Annotated in this window: 14 protein-coding genes and 8 tRNA genes; 12 read left to right on the plus strand and 10 right to left on the minus strand. The window is 61.4% G+C overall.

Annotated elements, in window-relative coordinates; translation table 11 throughout:
• From NJC38_RS00995 to NJC38_RS01035, 9 genes are all read right to left on the minus strand, one after another.
• On the minus strand, positions 1-945 hold the full coding sequence (locus NJC38_RS00995; RefSeq protein ID WP_253110449.1) for a zinc ABC transporter substrate-binding protein: 945 nt from the start codon (positions 943-945) through the stop codon (positions 1-3).
• A complete protein-coding gene (locus NJC38_RS01000; protein ID WP_253110451.1) occupies positions 945-1,844 on the minus strand; it encodes a metal ABC transporter permease in 900 nt (299 codons plus the stop codon). The genes NJC38_RS00995 and NJC38_RS01000 overlap by 1 nt, the downstream gene beginning before the upstream one ends.
• Positions 1,844-2,596, minus strand: a complete 753-nt coding sequence (locus NJC38_RS01005; protein WP_253110453.1) for a metal ABC transporter ATP-binding protein — start codon at positions 2,594-2,596, stop codon at positions 1,844-1,846. Before NJC38_RS01005 ends, NJC38_RS01000 begins: the two co-directional genes overlap by 1 nt.
• A complete protein-coding gene (locus NJC38_RS01010) occupies positions 2,593-3,522 on the minus strand; it encodes a metal ABC transporter substrate-binding protein (RefSeq protein WP_253110455.1) in 930 nt (309 codons plus the stop codon). The genes NJC38_RS01005 and NJC38_RS01010 overlap by 4 nt, the downstream gene beginning before the upstream one ends.
• A gap of 35 nt (positions 3,523-3,557) precedes the next feature.
• Entirely contained in the window at positions 3,558-4,142 is a 585-nt protein-coding gene (locus NJC38_RS01015) for a DUF6162 family protein (protein ID WP_253110457.1), read from the minus strand.
• The gene (locus NJC38_RS01020) at positions 4,139-4,468 is read right to left on the minus strand and encodes a hypothetical protein (protein WP_045490065.1); all 330 of its coding nucleotides are present in this window, start codon (positions 4,466-4,468) and stop codon (positions 4,139-4,141) included. Before NJC38_RS01020 ends, NJC38_RS01015 begins: the two co-directional genes overlap by 4 nt.
• Positions 4,465-5,010 (minus strand): hypothetical protein, encoded by a 546-nt coding sequence (locus tag NJC38_RS01025; protein WP_045490066.1) that lies wholly within the window; start codon positions 5,008-5,010, stop codon positions 4,465-4,467. The genes NJC38_RS01020 and NJC38_RS01025 overlap by 4 nt, the downstream gene beginning before the upstream one ends.
• Complete coding sequence (locus NJC38_RS01030; RefSeq protein ID WP_253110460.1) at positions 5,007-6,218, minus strand: PepSY domain-containing protein; 1,212 nt, start codon at positions 6,216-6,218, stop codon at positions 5,007-5,009. Before NJC38_RS01030 ends, NJC38_RS01025 begins: the two co-directional genes overlap by 4 nt.
• A 252-nt stretch (positions 6,219-6,470) precedes the next feature.
• Positions 6,471-7,667 (minus strand): amino acid aminotransferase, encoded by a 1,197-nt coding sequence (locus NJC38_RS01035; protein WP_045490070.1) that lies wholly within the window; start codon positions 7,665-7,667, stop codon positions 6,471-6,473.
• A gap of 296 nt (positions 7,668-7,963) precedes the next feature.
• Between NJC38_RS01035 and uvrB the strand changes: the two genes are divergently transcribed.
• From uvrB to NJC38_RS01095, 12 genes are all read left to right on the plus strand, one after another.
• Positions 7,964-9,979: an excinuclease ABC subunit UvrB gene (gene uvrB, locus NJC38_RS01040; RefSeq protein WP_253110475.1), complete on the plus strand. Its 2,016-nt coding sequence runs from the start codon at positions 7,964-7,966 to the stop codon at positions 9,977-9,979.
• 144 nt (positions 9,980-10,123) lie between these two features.
• A complete protein-coding gene (gene gltX, locus NJC38_RS01045) occupies positions 10,124-11,605 on the plus strand; it encodes a glutamate--tRNA ligase (protein ID WP_253110478.1) in 1,482 nt (493 codons plus the stop codon).
• A gap of 185 nt (positions 11,606-11,790) precedes the next feature.
• A tRNA-Ala gene (locus NJC38_RS01050) sits at positions 11,791-11,866 on the plus strand.
• Positions 11,867-11,934: 68 nt separating this feature from the next.
• Positions 11,935-12,010, plus strand: a tRNA-Glu gene (locus NJC38_RS01055).
• A gap of 50 nt (positions 12,011-12,060) precedes the next feature.
• Positions 12,061-12,136: transfer RNA gene (locus NJC38_RS01060), tRNA-Ala, on the plus strand.
• 43 nt (positions 12,137-12,179) lie between these two features.
• Positions 12,180-12,255, plus strand: a tRNA-Glu gene (locus NJC38_RS01065).
• Positions 12,256-12,319: 64 nt separating this feature from the next.
• Positions 12,320-12,395 (plus strand) — tRNA-Ala (locus NJC38_RS01070).
• A gap of 43 nt (positions 12,396-12,438) precedes the next feature.
• Positions 12,439-12,514: transfer RNA gene (locus NJC38_RS01075), tRNA-Glu, on the plus strand.
• 64 nt (positions 12,515-12,578) lie between these two features.
• Positions 12,579-12,654 (plus strand) — tRNA-Ala (locus NJC38_RS01080).
• A gap of 45 nt (positions 12,655-12,699) precedes the next feature.
• Positions 12,700-12,775, plus strand: a tRNA-Glu gene (locus NJC38_RS01085).
• A 153-nt stretch (positions 12,776-12,928) separates the two neighbouring features.
• The gene (locus NJC38_RS01090; RefSeq protein WP_253110481.1) at positions 12,929-13,390 is read left to right on the plus strand and encodes a thioesterase family protein; all 462 of its coding nucleotides are present in this window, start codon (positions 12,929-12,931) and stop codon (positions 13,388-13,390) included.
• Between the two features lie 28 nt (positions 13,391-13,418).
• Positions 13,419-14,372 (plus strand): tRNA-dihydrouridine synthase family protein, encoded by a 954-nt coding sequence (locus NJC38_RS01095; protein ID WP_253110484.1) that lies wholly within the window; start codon positions 13,419-13,421, stop codon positions 14,370-14,372.
• Between the two features lie 176 nt (positions 14,373-14,548).
• Here the strand turns inward: NJC38_RS01095 and NJC38_RS01100 are convergent, their stop codons facing one another.
• On the minus strand, positions 14,549-16,705 hold the full coding sequence (locus tag NJC38_RS01100; RefSeq protein ID WP_253111358.1) for an EAL domain-containing protein: 2,157 nt from the start codon (positions 16,703-16,705) through the stop codon (positions 14,549-14,551).
• Between the last annotated feature and the right edge of the window lie 33 nt (positions 16,706-16,738).

The following is a 16,738-nucleotide window of genomic DNA, read 5'->3' on the forward strand; positions in this document are numbered from 1 at the left end:
TCAGCCTTTGGTCAGTGCCTTGATGAGCTGTTCTACATCGCTCTGCAGCCCGGCCAGTGGATCTTCGGCTTCATTGCCGAGCACCAGCAATTGACTGCCGGCGGCACTGATCGCTGCCTTGACGGCCTCTGGTGGCTCGCGATGGTCAAGCACCACCGCCACCTCATTGTCCTTGAGTGTTGTGCTCAGGGTGTTCAGGGCCGCAGGCGTCCATTGGTCGTCAGCCAGCACCTGGCGGCCGACCTGCTCAAGGTTCAGGCCGCTGATCAGGTAGCCCAGCCGTTCGGAAAGGCTGACCACCGCCACACTGTCGGCCTGGGCCAGGCGTTTTTCGCTGTCGGCACTGAGTTTCAGTAGCTGCTGCTTGAGGCCTGCCAGATTGCTGTCGATCTTCGCCTTTGCCTCGGGTGCCAGGCGCACCAGGTCGGCGGCCAGTACGTCGGCCATGCGCCCGAGGTTGTGGCTGGCCAGCCACGGCTGGCTGTTCAGGCCGTCGGTGCTGTCGCCGGGTTGCAGGGCCACGCCGGGCAGGGCGCCGTCCACCGGGCGCGCCGCGTCGATCTCGACGATGCGGATATTGCTGCGTCGGGCGTGGGTGTACAGCGGGTCTTCAGTCCAGATCGAGCGCAGGCCGATCACCGCATCGGCCTGGTTGGCCAGCTTATGCAGAGCCTCGGCGCCGCGACCGCTGAAGTAGGCGCTTTGTCGCGAGCCGGGCAGGTTGGCGGCGGCGGCGCGCTCCAGCACCACGCCGCTGTCTTTGAGCAGCAACTGGCCGAGGCCGTAGGTGATCGGCAGGCTCGCCAGCACCCGCACGGGTTTGGCGGCCTGCTGCTGGGCCGGTGGCGGCGTAGCGGCCAGCAGGTGAGGGCTGAACAGGCCGCCAAGCGGCAGTGCCAGGCTGATTGCGAGGCTGATTGCGGGGCTAAGGGTACGCAGGTGCATTATCCGATGTTCCCTTTCAGGCTGGGGAGGGTGCCACGGGCGATGGCGGCCAGGGCGAAGGCCGCCCCGCAGACCAGAATGATGGCCGCGCCGGAAGGCACCGGCAGGTCGAAGACGATGGGCAGTAGGATCCCGCACAGGGTGCTGACCGTGGCGATCAACACCGAAATCCAGAAAAAGCCCTTGAGCGACTGGCTGAGCAGGCGGGCCGCCGCTGCCGGAATGACCAGCAGGGCGCCGACCAGAATCGCGCCGATGACTTTTACCGCCGCCACGGTGATCAGGGTTACCAGCACCACAAACAGATAGTCCAGCAGCTTGACCGCCACGCCGCGCACCGCAGCCAGTTGCGGGTTGAAGCTGGCCAGCATGATGCGGTTGTAGAGCGGCAGGCTCAACCCCATGACCAGCGCGCCGACCACGGTCAGCACCAACAGGTCGTTGCCATTGACGGTCAGCACCGAGCCGAACAGTACGTTTTCGAGGATATGCACGTTGATCTTGCCGGCCAGTACCAGCAGCAGGCTGGCGCCCATTGCCAGGGATACCGATAGGAATACCCCAATCAAGGTATCCGGCGTCAAGCCGGTGCGGTTGCGCAAATAGTTGAGCACGATGCCGAACAGCAGGCAGTAGGCGAACAGGCTGCCGTACGGGCCGGTGTAGGGCTCGCCGAGCAGGATGCCGATGGCCACGCCGGTCAGGGCGGCGTGGCCGACTGCTTCGGAAAAGAACGCGAAGCGCTTGACCACCACCAGGGTGCCCAAACCGCCCAGCACCGGACCGATCAGCAGGCCGGCCAACAGGGCGTTGACCACAAAACCATAGGCCAGTGCTTCAGGCAGATAACCGGAACTGGCGAGGTCCTGAACGAACAGGCGAAAGTTCTCGTAAGACATCACGCGTCCCCCCCGCTGCTGCGTGGCTGGGCAGAAAACAGCGTGAGCAGCCGCTCCGGGGTCAGTGCAGTCTGCGCCGATTCATCGAACAGCACCCGGCGATTCAGCCCGGTGACCCGATCAGCCAGGCGCTTTACCGCGCCCAGATCGTGCTCGATCCACAGCACTGTGATGCCGCTGCGTCGCCAGTCGGCAAGCAGCCGTTCGAAGACCTGGATGCCCGGTTCGTCGAGGGCTGACATGGGTTCGTCGAGCACCAGCAGTTGCGGGCTGGGAATCAGCCCCTGGGCCAGCAGCACGCGCTGGCGCTCACCACCGGACAGCGCGCCCATGCGTCGCTTGCGTTTGTCGTGCATCCCGACCCGCTCCAGCGCTTCGCCGATGGCGGCGGCGTAATGCCGGGACAGGCCGAGAAAGGCCGGGCGGCGTTGGCACATGGCGGCCATGAAGTCCTCGACGGTCATCGGCAGGCCACGGTCGAACTCCAGCGCCTGGGGCACATAGCCGATCACGCCTTGAGCGGCGGGCCATTGCAGGCTGAGTTGACCCTGATGCGGCATCTGGCCGAGCAGGGTCTTGATCAGCGAGCTCTTGCCGCCGCCGTTGGGGCCGACCAGTGCGTGGATATTGCCGGGTTCTACCGCGAAGCTGATACGGTCAAGAATCACCGTGCGGCCCAGGGTCAGGCTGACCTGATCAAACTCGATGGCCGGGCCGTTGCGGGTCCGCTGGATCTGTTCGGCTGCGGTCATGCGCCACTCTCCTGAATGGCCCGGACCACGGTGTCGAGGTTGCCGGTCATGTCCTTTTCATACTTGTCGGCGGTGTACTCGCCGTAGGAAATGTGCGACAGCGGGTAGAGTTTCACACCGGACTCGCGCTGGATGGTATCGACATAGCTGGAAGGGAAATCCATTTCGGAAAAGATCACCTTCACGTCCAGCTCGCGCAGTTGGTCGATGGTTTTTTTCAGCTGGCTGGGGCTGGGTTCGATGCCGTGGGCCGGCTCGACCACTGCGGTGACCTCCAGACCAAATTCGCGCAGCAGGTAGTCGTAGGCGGCGTGCACCGTCGCCACGCGCAACTCGGCATTGGGTGCCTGGGTCAGCTTGGCCAAGGCGTCGGCACGCATCTGCCGCAGCCGCTTGGCGTAGGCCCGAGCGTTGGCGGTGTAAGTCTTAGCGTTGTCCGGGTCGAGCTTGCCCAGTTCACGGGCGATGTTATTGACCTGGGCGATCGAGGCGCTGATCGACAGGAAGGTGTGCGGGTTGACCACCTTGCCGGCGCCGCGGGCGGCAATACCGGTGGCGGCCAGTAGCGGTACGTCGGCGTTCGCCTCGATCACCGGGACTTTGGGGTTTTCACTGGCCTCGATCATGCGGTCAGCGAAATCGTCGTGGCCCACGCCGTTGAGCACGATCACGTCCAGCGAGCCGATCCGTTTGATGTCTTCGGCGCGAGGTTCATAGGCGTGCGGGTTGAAACCGGCCGGGATCAGCGGCACCACCTCGGCCTTGTCGCCGACGATGTTGCTGACATAGCTGTAGTACGGGTGCAGGGTGATGCCGATGCGCAGGCGCTTGGCCGCCTCGGCGCTGGCCAGTGACGGCAACATGATGGCGAACAGGCCGGCCAGCAGGACGCCCAACAGAGGGCGGCGGGGGAGCGAAATAGGCATGGTCAGGCGATCTTCTGTGCGATGAGTGCGTGGGTTCAGTGCCGATGCTGACGGGTGACACCCGCATCGAACTGGCTAACGACCTGCTTCCAGCCAGCGGCGATCAGGCTCGCGTCGCTCAGGTCGGAGGGGGCGCTGAGGCGCGCGTTACGGTTGATCCAGATGTCCGCCGGGGCGTCGGCAGTTTGCTCGGCGTGCCGCTGGTTGCGCAGCAGAAACGAGCCGGCCACCTCGCTGGCCTGGCTCAGGCCCAGCCAGGCGTCACCGGTCATCTGCCATTGATGCGCACCACGGGTGGTGGCGCTGACATCCTGCACGAACGGCGGCAGGCCTTCTTCAGCCAATTGCTCAACGCTCACCGGGGTTTGTTGCTCCTGGGCCAACAGACGGGCCTCATCGAGGCTTACCCGCAGGTCGGCATAGATGCCTTGCTCGGCGGCATTCAGGTCACGGCGGGCATCCAGTTGATGGCTGGCCACGGCCTCGGGCTCATGGCTTTCACCGCGCAGGCCGATCACCGCGCTGGCCACCGCGAGAATCAGCAGGCAGGTCAGCAGCACGTAGAGGGTTTCATGCCCGGCGCCGGCCGGGCGGACAATCTGGCGCGTCTGGGTACTCATCGGGAGGCGATATCCGCCTGGTCGATTTCCACCACGTGGCCGGGACCTGCGTCAAACAGCACGTAGAACTCGGCTGCCGGCTTTTTGAAGGTCAGGGTCGAATCGTTGCCCAGTTTGCCGGGCAGCAGGATGGTCTCGTCATAGCCGATCACATCCAGGGTCACGCCAGCGGCTGCGCTGCCGTCGGAGAAACCGCCGGTGCAGCGGATGTTCTCGCTGTCGATCTGCTCGCATTCACAGATCGGGTTATGCGCCAGGGCCGTACCGCTGACGCCCAGAATCAGCAGGGCACTTGCCGCGACGCGGCGCAGGGAAAATAAACTCATTTTTTGGCTCCTTGGGTTTTCAGCCAGGCCACGGTTGCCGGAGAGGCTTGTGCAAGGGGGATGGAGGCTTGATGGACGGCACCGTCCCAGCCTTCCATGGTGATCCACAGCTCGGCATCAAGCGGGCTGTTCTCGGGTATCTGCATAAAGGCACCCATGCGATAAGCCGGGCCGAAGAAAATCGCGCCGGCAGTACGCAGGCTGCGCGGCTTGCCGATGCGCAGGTAGGTGGCTTTGACCTGCTCGGCGCATTCAGTGCACAGCGCGGCATTGAAGCTTTTCATGTAGCCGACCGGCGCATCCAGGCGCGGCGCCTCATCGCGCAGTTCGGCCAGGCGCAGACTCCAGGGACCGACCTGGACCTGACCGATATCGCGCTGGCCAAGGCCGGCGTCGCCGCGAAACAGTGCCGCATCGGCAAAATACTTGGGCATGAAACCCAGCGGAATCAGGATCAGCAAAACATTGATGTGGAAGCGCCACTTATGCCAGAGACGGCTCAAGGGCGAGCGTTGCTGTTGCACGGTTGCAGCCTTGCTCACAGGGAAGTCTCCGCAGGTACGTGGGGCACGGCAGGCTCGGACCTGGTCTTGGCCTGGTTGGCGGTCTTGGCCTCACGCTTGAGGGCGTTGAGGGTTGCCAGCGCGGTGCGCTTGCTCCAGATCAACAGGCCGCTAAGCACCATCATGCTCAGCACCAGGCCGAAAAACGCCCAGATCAGCTTGATCCAGATACCGCCGAAGTCGCCGGTGTGCAGTGGGCGCATCGACTCGGTGACGAACTCGATCTTGTTGCGGTCCGACAGCAAATGGGTCGAGGCCACTTCACCGGTGTAGGGGTTGATCTCTGCGGTCTGGAACATCAATGGGTACCAGCTGCGACCGGCGATGCTCATGTTGCTGTAGGCGTTGAGCGGCGGGCTGATGAAGCTGGCCTCCAGGCCCGGAATGCGTTCCTGGGCAATTTCCATCGCCTTGTCCAGGGAGATCATCGGGACTGGCTTGCCATCGGCGGTCAATGGCACCGACGCGTGTGGCAGGATCGAGGCTGCCGGTGCGCGGCTGGACAGGCTGATATTGTTATCGCCCAGAATGGCCTGGATCAGGAACCAGATACCGGTCACCGAAATGACCAGGATGAACCAGATCGACCAGATGCCGCTCAGGCGGTGGAAGTCGCCCCAGAAGATCCGTGCGCCGTGGTTGAAACGCAAGGTCGGCTTGAAAAAGCCTTTCCAGAATTTTTTGTAGACCACCAGGCCGGTGATCAGCGACACCAGCATAGGAATGCCCAGCAGCGATACCAGATACCAGCCCCAGGAGTAACCATTGGTGAACGGCACCAGCCACCAGCCATGCAGGGCGCGGGTGAATTGGCGGAAGTCGAACGACGCGGCAAAGCCCTGGATGGCCCCGGTGTAGGGGTTGACGTAGGCATTGGTGGTGCGACCCTCAGGAAAGGTAACCCGCACATTGAGGGCGAAGTAGTCCCCGTCGGGCTGCGAAATGAAGCCTACATTCAGGTTGGGTTCGTTCTGTTTGATGGTGTTGCGGATCTGTTCGAAACTCAGCCGCTGGGCGTCGTCCGAAGGTGCCGTGGCGCGAACCTCAGGGTAGGCCAGCCATACGATCTCCTTGCTGACCACGGCCAGGGTGCCGGTCACGCACACGATCAGGACAAAAAACCAGATAGGCAACGCCACCCAGCTGTGCACCAGGAACCAGATTTTTGAGCGGGATTTCTTGGACATTGGAAGCAGGTCTCGATTCACGGGTCGGAGCCTTCTACAGCGAGACTCCGGGTAGACGCCATTTGGCCGCAACGATAGCAAACGCGGCCGGTGTATCTAGATAAAGACGAATGAGAACGAAATACCCGCATCCAACATTGGCTGAAATATGTAAAAAAATATTTCAAGAGGGGTGGGGTAGCCGCTAGATGGGCTGGCAAGGTGCCGCAGGCATCAATGGATGCCTGCGGGAAGGGAGGTCAACGGCAGTGCTTAGAGTACCTGGATAATCGCCTCGCAGACCTGATCGATGTTCTTCTGGTTCAGCGCAGCGACGCAGATACGACCGGTGTCCAGTGCATAGATACCGAACTCGTTGCGCAGGCGCTGGGCCTGGGCAGCGGTCAGTCCCGAATAGGAGAACATGCCCTGCTGGCGAGCGACGAAACTGAAGTCCTGGCCGACCGGGTTGTTGGCCAGACGCTCGACCAGCGCTTTGCGCATGTCTTTGATACGGACACGCATTTCAGCCAGTTCTTCTTCCCACATCGCGCGCAGTGCCGGGTCGTTGAGAACGGCGGCAGAGATGATCGCACCGTGGGTCGGCGGGTTGGAATAGTTGGTGCGGATCACACGCTTGACCTGCGATAGCACCCGGCCGGTTTCTTCTTTGGAGGCGGTGATGATCGACAGCGCGCCGACCCGCTCGCCATACAACGACAGGGACTTGGAGAACGAGCTGGAAGCGAAGAAGGTCAGGCCTGAGTCGGCGAACAGCCGCACGGCTGCGGCGTCTTCGTCGATGCCCTGGCCGAAGCCTTGATAGGCCATGTCGAGGAATGGCACGTGGTTTTTCGCCTTGACCACTTCCAGGACCTTTTTCCAGTCGTCCAGGCTCAGGTCGACGCCAGTCGGGTTATGGCAGCAGGCGTGCAGGACGATGATCGAGCGCTCTGGCAGGTTCTGCAGGTCTTCGAGCATGCCGACGCGGTTCACGTCGTGGTTGGCGGCGTCGTAGTAGCGGTAGTTCTGCACCGGGAAGCCGGCGGTTTCGAACAGCGCGCGGTGGTTTTCCCAGCTTGGGTCGCTGATGGCGACGGTTGCGCCCGGTAGCAGTTGCTTGAGGAAATCTGCGCCGATTTTCAGCGCGCCGGTGCCACCGACCGACTGGGTGGTCAGCACGCGGCCGGAGGCGATCAGCGGCGAGTCGGCGCCCAGCAGCAGTTTTTGCACCGCCTGGTCGTACGCGGCGATGCCGTCGATTGGCAGGTAGCCGCGTGGCGCATGCTGGGCGACGCGGATCTCTTCGGCCTTGGCCACCGCGCGCAGCAGCGGGATGCGCCCGTCTTCGTCACAGTAGACACCCACGCCCAGATTGATCTTGTTGGTACGGGTGTCAGCGTTGAATGCTTCGTTGAGGCCCAGGATAGGATCGCGTGGTGCCATTTCGACAGCGGAGAACAGGCTCATTGTTTGCGGCGGCTCTGAGTAGGAAGAAGAAAGGACGCACGCTCCGGTCCGAATGCCCCAGAGCAGTGCACAAACGGGGAATGAGTATAGTGAGCAACGCCGGATACGGCGACGGCATCCGGTGGGTTTTTTCCAAATATTTCGCTTTTTTGACCGTTACTTTTGTTGAACCACCGACAGCCACCGGCCTCAATCCTTTATCAGGGGTGCAAACGCTATCAAAGGGTGTATATCCTTACAGGTGCGGTCAAGCAGGCCGTGATATTTTTCGCAAGCGATCACCCAAGAGGCCGGTCATGTCCGAGTTCCAGCTCGTTACCCGTTTTCAACCTGCCGGCGACCAGCCTGAAGCCATCCGCCTGATGGTCGAGGGCATTGAGGCCGGGCTGGCGCACCAGACCCTGCTCGGGGTAACCGGCTCCGGCAAGACCTTCAGCATTGCCAACGTGATAGCCCAGGTGCAGCGCCCGACCCTGGTGCTGGCGCCGAACAAGACATTGGCTGCGCAGTTGTACGGGGAATTCAAGGCGTTCTTCCCCAACAACGCAGTGGAGTACTTCGTTTCCTACTACGACTACTATCAGCCCGAAGCCTATGTGCCGTCGTCGGATACCTTCATCGAGAAGGACGCCTCGATCAACGACCATATCGAGCAGATGCGGTTGTCGGCGACCAAGGCATTGCTGGAGCGTAAGGATGCGATCATCGTCACCACGGTGTCGTGCATTTACGGTCTGGGCAGCCCGGAAACTTACCTGCGGATGGTCTTGCACATCGACCGGGGCGACCGGCTTGACCAGCGCGAGCTGCTGCGCCGCCTGGCTGACCTGCAGTACACCCGTAACGACATGGATTTTGCCCGCGCCACCTTCCGGGTGCGCGGTGATGTGATCGACGTCTACCCGGCAGAATCCGATCTGGAAGCGATCCGCATCGAGTTGTTCGACGACGAGGTCGAAAGCCTCTCGGCATTTGACCCGCTGACCGGTGAGGTCATCAGCAAATTGCCGCGCTTCACGTTCTACCCCAAAAGCCACTACGTCACGCCGCGCGAGACCCTGCTCGAAGCGGTCGAGGGCATCAAGGTCGAACTGCAGGAGCGGCTCGACTACCTGCGTGGCGCCAATAAGTTGCTGGAAGCCCAGCGCCTTGAACAACGCACCCGTTTCGATCTGGAAATGATGCTGGAGCTGGGCTACTGCAACGGTATCGAAAACTACTCGCGCTACTTGTCCGGACGTCCGGCCGGTGCGCCGCCGCCGACCCTCTATGACTACCTGCCGGCCGATGCCCTGCTGGTGATCGATGAGTCTCATGTCAGCGTTCCGCAGGTCGGTGCCATGTACAAAGGCGACCGCTCGCGCAAAGAAACGTTGGTTGAATATGGCTTTCGTTTGCCATCGGCGCTGGATAACCGGCCGATGCGCTTCGATGAGTGGGAGGCGATCAGCCCGCAGACCATCTTCGTTTCTGCAACGCCCGGGCCTTATGAAGAAGAGCATGCCGGGCGGGTGGTCGAGCAGGTGGTGCGACCGACCGGCCTGGTCGACCCAGGGGTGGAGATTCGTCCGGCGCTGACCCAGGTCGATGATCTGCTCTCGGAAATCCACAAATGCGTGGCCGTCGAGGAGCGCGTGCTGGTGACCACCCTGACCAAGCGCATGGCCGAAGACCTGACCGATTACCTGGGCGATCACGGGGTCAAGGTGCGCTACCTGCACTCGGACATCGACACCGTCGAGCGGGTCGAGATTATCCGTGACCTGCGGCTGGGCACCTTCGATGTGCTGGTGGGCATCAACCTGCTGCGCGAAGGTCTGGACATGCCCGAAGTGTCGCTGGTGGCCATTCTTGATGCTGACAAAGAAGGCTTCCTGCGCTCTGAACGCTCACTGATCCAGACCATCGGTCGGGCGGCGCGCAACCTCAATGGCCGGGCGATTCTGTATGCCGACCGGATGACCGGGTCGATGGAGCGGGCGATCAACGAGACTGAACGCCGCCGCGAAAAGCAGGTGGCGTTCAACGAGGCCCACGGCATTGTGCCCAAAGGTGTGTCGCGGGAAGTTGCGGACATTCTCGAAGGCGCGGTGGTGCCCGGTGCACGCAGCAAGAAACGCAAGGGCGCCGCCAAGGCGGCCGAAGAGCAGGCGCGGGCCGATGGGCAATTGCGCTCGCCAAGCGAAATCACCAAGCGCATCCGCCAACTGGAAGAGAAGATGTACCAGCTGGCCCGCGACCTGGAATTTGAAGCGGCGGCGCAACTGCGCGACGAAATCACCAAACTGCGCGAGCGGCTGTTGACCGTTTGAAATTTCCCGCCATGCGTCGGTAGGAGCGAGCTCGCTCGCGAAGCTTTTTTTCGCGGCTAAAGCCGCTCCTACGGTGTGCGCTGGAGCCACGAGGCTCCGGCCTGCTAATATCCCCGGTTTGATCGACCTGAACCGGAACTATCCATGACCACTGTCCGTACCCGTATCGCGCCGTCGCCTACTGGCGACCCTCACGTCGGCACTGCCTATATCGCGCTGTTCAACTACTGCTTTGCCAAACAGCACGGCGGCGAGTTCATCCTGCGCATCGAAGACACCGACCAGTTGCGCTCGACCCGTGAGTCCGAACAGCAAATCTTCGACGCCCTGCGCTGGCTCGGTATCGAGTGGAATGAGGGGCCTGACGTGGGTGGTCCGCATGGTCCGTACCGGCAGAGCGAGCGCGGCGATATCTACCGCCAGTACGCTCAGGAACTGGTCGACAAAGGGTACGCCTTCCCGTGCTTCTGCACTGCTGAAGAACTGGACCAGATGCGCGCCGAGCAACAAGCCCGTGGCGAGACACCGCGCTATGACGGTCGCGCCCTGCTGTTGTCGCCTGAAGAGGTCCAGCGCCGCCTGGCTGCTGGCGAGCCGCACGTGATCCGCATGAAGGTGCCGAGCGAAGGCGTGTGCGTGGTGCCGGACCTGCTGCGTGGCGACGTCGAGATCCCGTGGGACCGCATGGACATGCAGGTGCTGATGAAGGCCGACGGCCTGCCGACCTACTTCCTGGCCAACGTGGTCGACGACCATCTGATGGGCATCACCCACGTGCTGCGTGGCGAAGAATGGCTGCCATCGGCACCCAAACTGATTCTGCTTTACGAGTACTTTGGCTGGGAACAGCCGCAGCTGTGCTACATGCCGCTGCTGCGTAACCCGGACAAGAGCAAGTTGTCCAAGCGCAAGAACCCGACCTCCGTGACCTTCTACGAGCGCATGGGTTTTATGCCCGAAGCCATGCTCAACTACCTGGGGCGGATGGGCTGGTCGATGCCGGATGAGCGCGAGAAGTTCACCCTGCAAGAAATGGTCGACAACTTCGACCTGTCGCGTATCTCGCTGGGCGGGCCGATCTTCGATATCGAAAAACTGTCGTGGCTCAATGGCCAGTGGTTGCGTGAACTGCCGGTCGAGCAGTTCGCGGCGCGGGTCCAGCAGTGGGCGCTCAACCCTGAATACATGATGAAGATCGCCCCGCATGTGCAGGGCAGGGTAGAGACCTTCAGCCAGATTGCACCGCTGGCCGGGTTCTTCTTTGCCGGTGGCGTGACACCGGATGCCGCGCTGTTCGAAAGCAAAAAACTGTCGCCTGAGCAGGTTCGGCAACTGATGCAGTTGATCCTCTGGAAGCTGGAGTCGCTGCGCCAATGGGAAAAAGACGCCATCACCGCCTGCATTCAGGCGGTGGTCGAGCATCTGCAACTCAAGTTGCGTGATGCCATGCCATTGATGTTCGCCGCCATTACTGGCCAGGCAAGCTCTGTATCGGTGCTCGATGCCATGGAGATCCTCGGCCCGGACCTGACGCGCTTCCGTCTGCGTCAGGCGCTGGACCTGCTTGGCGGTGTATCGAAGAAAGAAAACAAAGAGTGGGAAAAACTGCTGGGCGCCATTGGCTGAGCGGGTTTGGCAATACCTGAACACGGCTGCCAGAGTTGTTTCTGGTGGCCTTGCGGTAAGCGGGTTTGTGGGGCGGGGCAGGGCAGGTAAGTGATTGTTCTGTCGAAAAAAGTTTTTGATTTTTCGCGAAAATAAATTTGACAGAACATTTAATCGCTCTTAATATGCGCCCCGTCCACTGATGTGGGGCTATAGCTCAGCTGGGAGAGCGCTTGCATGGCATGCAAGAGGTCAACGGTTCGATCCCGTTTAGCTCCACCAAATTAAAGGTTCAGAGCCATCCAGCAATGACTTTGAATCGATCGGCGCAAGCCGGTCATGAAGGTTTTGTCCCCTTCGTCTAGTGGCCTAGGACACCGCCCTTTCACGGCGGTAACAGGGGTTCGAGTCCCCTAGGGGACGCCATTTTCATTGGGTCAGGCGCAAGTCGGGCTCCGCCGCAGGGCGTAAAATTCGGGGCTATAGCTCAGCTGGGAGAGCGCTTGCATGGCATGCAAGAGGTCAACGGTTCGATCCCGTTTAGCTCCACCAATTTGCCGGGTTCGCTCAATTGCGAATCTGACTGAAGGTTTGCGTCCCCTTCGTCTAGTGGCCTAGGACACCGCCCTTTCACGGCGGTAACAGGGGTTCGAGTCCCCTAGGGGACGCCAGATTTATAGATGAAGAGTTATTGAGTGAGGCGCAAGCCGAACTCCGCCGCAGGGCGTAAAATTCGGGGCTATAGCTCAGCTGGGAGAGCGCTTGCATGGCATGCAAGAGGTCAACGGTTCGATCCCGTTTAGCTCCACCAATTTGCCGGGTTCGCTCAATTGCGAATCTGACTGAAGGTTTACGTCCCCTTCGTCTAGTGGCCTAGGACACCGCCCTTTCACGGCGGTAACAGGGGTTCGAGTCCCCTAGGGGACGCCAGATTTAGAGATGAAGAGTTATTGGGTAAGGCGCAAGCCAAGCTCCGCCGCAGGGCGTAAAATTCGGGGCTATAGCTCAGCTGGGAGAGCGCTTGCATGGCATGCAAGAGGTCAACGGTTCGATCCCGTTTAGCTCCACCAATTTGCCAGGGTTCGCTGAACTGCGAACCTGACTGAAGGTTTTGCGTCCCCTTCGTCTAGTGGCCTAGGACACCGCCCTTTCACGGCGGTAACAGGGGTTCGAGTCCCCTAGGGGACGCCACAATTTTCCGCTTATGCGGGCCCAAGGGTCATTCGAATGTTGAATGGCCCTTTTGTTTTTCTGGCGTCCCGATTTTCCTCCCGACGCCCTCTGCGGCTCTGGGCCGCGCTTGCTACACTGCCTGCGATCAACGCCATTACCGCAGGAGCACGCATGGTCTGGGACCAGTCAACGCCCTTCATCATCGATCTGAACGTCGTCGCAGAAGATATCGACGGTCTGGGTCATGCCAATAACGCTGTTTACGTCAGCTGGCTGGAGCGCTGCGCCTGGCGGCACTCTCAGTATTTGGGCCTGGATTTGACCGAATACCGTCGGCTCGATCGTGCCATGGCGGTGGTCCGCCATGAAATCGACTACTTGGCCAGTGCCTACGAGCATGACCAGTTGCAATTGGCGACCTGGATCGTGGATTGGGACAAACGGCTGAAAATGACCCGGCACTTTCAGTTGCGTCGCCCGGTCGATGGCGTGACCTTGCTGCGGGCGCAAACCACCTTTGTCTGCATCGAGCTGTCCAGCGGGCGGCCCAAACGCATGCCGCAGAGTTTCATTGATGGCTACGGCGCAGCGATCCGCCAGGACGGCATTTCCAATCCCGGCGTTGACCAGTAAACTGCCGGACTTTTTTCGAGTGTGACCCATGCAAATTGCCCTGGCGCCCATGGAAGGGCTGGTCGACGACATCCTGCGCCATGTGCTGACCCAAATGGGTGGCATCGACTGGTGCGTGACCGAATTCATCCGGGTCACCGAACGGCTGATGCCCGCCGCCTACTTTCACAAGCTTGCCCCTGAACTGCACAACGGTGCCCGTACTGCATCCGGGGTGCCGATGCATGTGCAACTGCTGGGTTCTGACCCGGTGTGCCTGGCGGAAAACGCCGCGTTTGCCTGTGAGTTGGGCGCGCCAGTGCTCGACTTGAACTTCGGCTGCCCGGCCAAGACCGTCAATCGTTCGCGGGGCGGTGCCATTTTGTTGCGTGAGCCTGAGCTACTGCACAGCATTGTCAGCCATGTGCGCCGTGCGGTGCCTGCCGATATCCCGGTCACCGCCAAGATGCGGCTGGGCTATGCCGACACCGATCAGGCTCTGGATTGCGCCAGAGCGCTGGTTGACGGCGGTGCGGCGCGCATTGTGGTGCATGCCAGAACCAAGGTCGATGGCTATAAGCCGCCGGCGCACTGGGAATGGATCGCCCGCATTCAGGAGGTGGTCAAGGTGCCGGTGGTGGCCAACGGCGAAATCTGGACCGTCGAGGATTGGCAACGCTGCCGTGAAGTCTGCGGTGCACAGGACTTCATGCTCGGTCGCGGTCTGGTGGCGCGACCGGATCTGGCGCAGCAGATCGTCGCGGCGGCGGCCGGGCAGCCCGTGCAGCCGATGAGCTGGGACGCGCTACAGCCCATGCTGCGCGAGTTCTGGGCGGCGTGTCTGGTCAAGCTGACACCCTTGCAGGCACCTGGCCGCCTCAAGCAGTGGCTGGTGCTGTTGACCAAGAGCTACCCTGAAGCCACTGCGATGTTCGGCCTGCTGCGCCGCGAAACCGATTGTGCGCGTATCAGTGAGCTGCTCGGTTATCAGCCTCAGTCCTGAGCTCAATACTGTCACTTAGGCGCTGTATGCCTCGGTGGGAGCCAGCTTGCTGGCGAAGACGGCAGTGCATTCACAGCAGATGTAGTGTTTTTACTGGCCTCTTCGCGAGCAGAGCTCGCTCCCACTGGGGCATAAAGCACTTAAGTTAACAGTATTGGTCTTGAGCTCAATCAGGGTCAGCCCTCGGTGAGCGGCTGCAAATGGCCCTGCAGGCGGAGCAGGGCCTCGAAGGCCGGGTCTTCAAGCGGCTCGCTGAACAGGTAACCCTGATACACGTGGCAGCCGGCCTCTTGCAGAAAGCTCAGTTGGTCAGGGTGCTCCACGCCTTCGGCGATGACATGCAGGGCCAGGCTTTGGGCCATGGCGATGATTGCGCGTACTATTTCGGCGTCATTGGGGTCGGTGGTGGCGTCGCGGACAAATGACTGGTCGATCTTCAGTGTGTCGATCGGCAGGCGCTTGAGGTAGGTCAGCGATGAATAGCCGGTGCCGAAGTCGTCCATGGCAAAACTGATGCCCAGTTTTTTCAGGCGCTGCATTTTGTCAATCGTGTCGTCGATGTTCTGGATCACCATGCCTTCGGTGATTTCCAGCTTGAGCATGCTGCCGGTCAGTTGCCAGGTCAGCAGGTGATGTTCGATACGCTCGACGAAGTCGCTCTGGTGAAACTGTCGTGGGCTGATATTAACGCCCATTTTGAAGCCATGGCGGTCGATCAGGCCGCGCCGCAACAACTGCGAGCAGGCTTTGCAGGCCTGTTCCAGCACCCGCCCGCCAACTTCCAGAATCATCCCGGTTTCTTCCAGCACCGGCACAAATTGCGCAGGGTTGAGCAGGCCGCGCTCAGGATGGTGCCAGCGCACCAGAGCCTCGGCGCCGATGATGCGCTGGCTGCGAGCATCGACCTGGGCCTGATAGCACAGGTAGAACTCGTTGCGCACCAGCGCCAGGCGCAAATCATTTTCCAGTTGCAGGCGCTCTACCGCCGCTTGCTGCATGCGCGGGTGGAACAGCTGCGAGGTGTTGCGGCCTGAGTCCTTGGCGCGATACAGGGCAATGTCGGCGCGCTTGAACAGGTCGGCTGAATGGGTGCCATGATCGGGAATCAGCGCAATCCCGATGCTGGGGGTGACTTGCAGGCGATGGCCATCGAGAAACATCGGTTCGGCGAGCAACTGGCGCAGCGCATCGGCCTGTTCGCGGATTTGCCGCGTCACCTGTTCGCGGCTGCCTGCCAGGCCGCTGATCAACACCACAAACTCATCGCCGCCCAGCCGCGCCACCGTGTCTTCCTGGCGCACGCTGGCTTCCAGGCGCGCCGTGATGATTTTCAGTACGCTGTCGCCGACCGGGTGGCCCAGCGAGTCATTGATGTGCTTGAAGTGGTCCAGATCAAGAAACATCAATGCGCCGCGCAACTGGTGGTGGCGCAACAGCGAAACCTGCTGGTTGAGACGGTCGGTGAGCAGCGCGCGGTTGGGCAGGTTGGTCAGTGGATCGTGGTAGGCCAGGTGCTGAATCTGCGCCTGGGCATTCTTGAGCTGGGCGATGTCCCGGGCGGTAACCAGCAGGCAATCGACCCCGTCGAGGACCATCGGCTCGACACACATGTCGAGGATCAGCTGTTCACCCAATTTGTTGCGCCAGAGCATTTCCCGATGATGGATACGACCATGCTCCTCCAGGTAGGCGATCATCTGTTGGCGCTGCTCGGCACTGCCCCAGACGTTGATTTGCGCGGCCGTACGTCCCAGCACTTCGTCGGGGCGATAGCCGGTCAACTGGCAGAAGCCCTCGTTGACCTCCAGATAGCGGCCGCTCTGGCGTTCTGTGATGGTGATCGAGTCGGGGCTGGAGTAGAACGCCCTGGCAAAGGTATCCCGGGTGTTCTGCAAATCGCTTGCCGGGGCCAGCTCACTGATGTCGCGCAAGATGCCCAGCAGCCGCAGCGGGTTGCCCTCGGCATCGCGGTGCAGACGTACCCGCGTTTCCAGCCGGCGCGGGCTGCCGCTGGCCGATTCGACACTGTAGGTGCTGAGCAATTGCGGGGTCTGCGCTTCGATCAGCGTGCGGCAATCGTGCAGCAGGCGTTGCCGTTCGGCTTCTGGCAGTGGTGCAAAGAACGTTTCGCAGGGCTGTGATCGCGTTTCGGCCGACCCGCCATGCAATTGTGCGGCGCGTGGGTCGGCTTGCAGCTGGCCGCTGGGGATATGCCAGTCCCATAGACCAAGCTGCGCCGCCTCAAGGGCCAGCTGCAGTTGTTCGCGGGTCTGTCTGAGCGTCTCTTGCAGGGCTTCCCGGCTTGGGGGCTGCTCGGACAACTGCAACGCCATACTGTCCATTGGGTCGGGCATGAGATCACGAGC

The organism is Pseudomonas sp. 21LCFQ010, from assembly GCF_024129905.1.
Lineage (GTDB): Bacteria > Pseudomonadota > Gammaproteobacteria > Pseudomonadales > Pseudomonadaceae > Aquipseudomonas.

What these genes read in the sequence shown, in the direction of transcription:
- NJC38_RS00995 (WP_253110449.1), bottom strand. Translation starts at nt 945, where the DNA reads ATGCACCTGCGTACCCTTAGCCCCGCAATCAGCCTCGCAATCAGCCTG.
- NJC38_RS01000 (WP_253110451.1), bottom strand. Translation starts at nt 1,844, where the DNA reads ATGTCTTACGAGAACTTTCGCCTGTTCGTTCAGGACCTCGCCAGTTCC.
- NJC38_RS01005 (WP_253110453.1), bottom strand. Translation starts at nt 2,596, where the DNA reads ATGACCGCAGCCGAACAGATCCAGCGGACCCGCAACGGCCCGGCCATC.
- NJC38_RS01010 (WP_253110455.1), bottom strand. Translation starts at nt 3,522, where the DNA reads ATGCCTATTTCGCTCCCCCGCCGCCCTCTGTTGGGCGTCCTGCTGGCC.
- NJC38_RS01015 (WP_253110457.1), bottom strand. Translation starts at nt 4,142, where the DNA reads ATGAGTACCCAGACGCGCCAGATTGTCCGCCCGGCCGGCGCCGGGCAT.
- NJC38_RS01020 (WP_045490065.1), bottom strand. Translation starts at nt 4,468, where the DNA reads ATGAGTTTATTTTCCCTGCGCCGCGTCGCGGCAAGTGCCCTGCTGATT.
- NJC38_RS01030 (WP_253110460.1), bottom strand. Translation starts at nt 6,218, where the DNA reads ATGTCCAAGAAATCCCGCTCAAAAATCTGGTTCCTGGTGCACAGCTGG.
- NJC38_RS01035 (WP_045490070.1), bottom strand. Translation starts at nt 7,667, where the DNA reads ATGAGCCTGTTCTCCGCTGTCGAAATGGCACCACGCGATCCTATCCTG.
- uvrB (WP_253110475.1), top strand. Translation starts at nt 7,964, where the DNA reads ATGTCCGAGTTCCAGCTCGTTACCCGTTTTCAACCTGCCGGCGACCAG.
- gltX (WP_253110478.1), top strand. Translation starts at nt 10,124, where the DNA reads ATGACCACTGTCCGTACCCGTATCGCGCCGTCGCCTACTGGCGACCCT.
- NJC38_RS01090 (WP_253110481.1), top strand. Translation starts at nt 12,929, where the DNA reads ATGGTCTGGGACCAGTCAACGCCCTTCATCATCGATCTGAACGTCGTC.
- NJC38_RS01095 (WP_253110484.1), top strand. Translation starts at nt 13,419, where the DNA reads ATGCAAATTGCCCTGGCGCCCATGGAAGGGCTGGTCGACGACATCCTG.
- NJC38_RS01100 (WP_253111358.1), bottom strand. Translation starts at nt 16,705, where the DNA reads ATGGCGTTGCAGTTGTCCGAGCAGCCCCCAAGCCGGGAAGCCCTGCAA.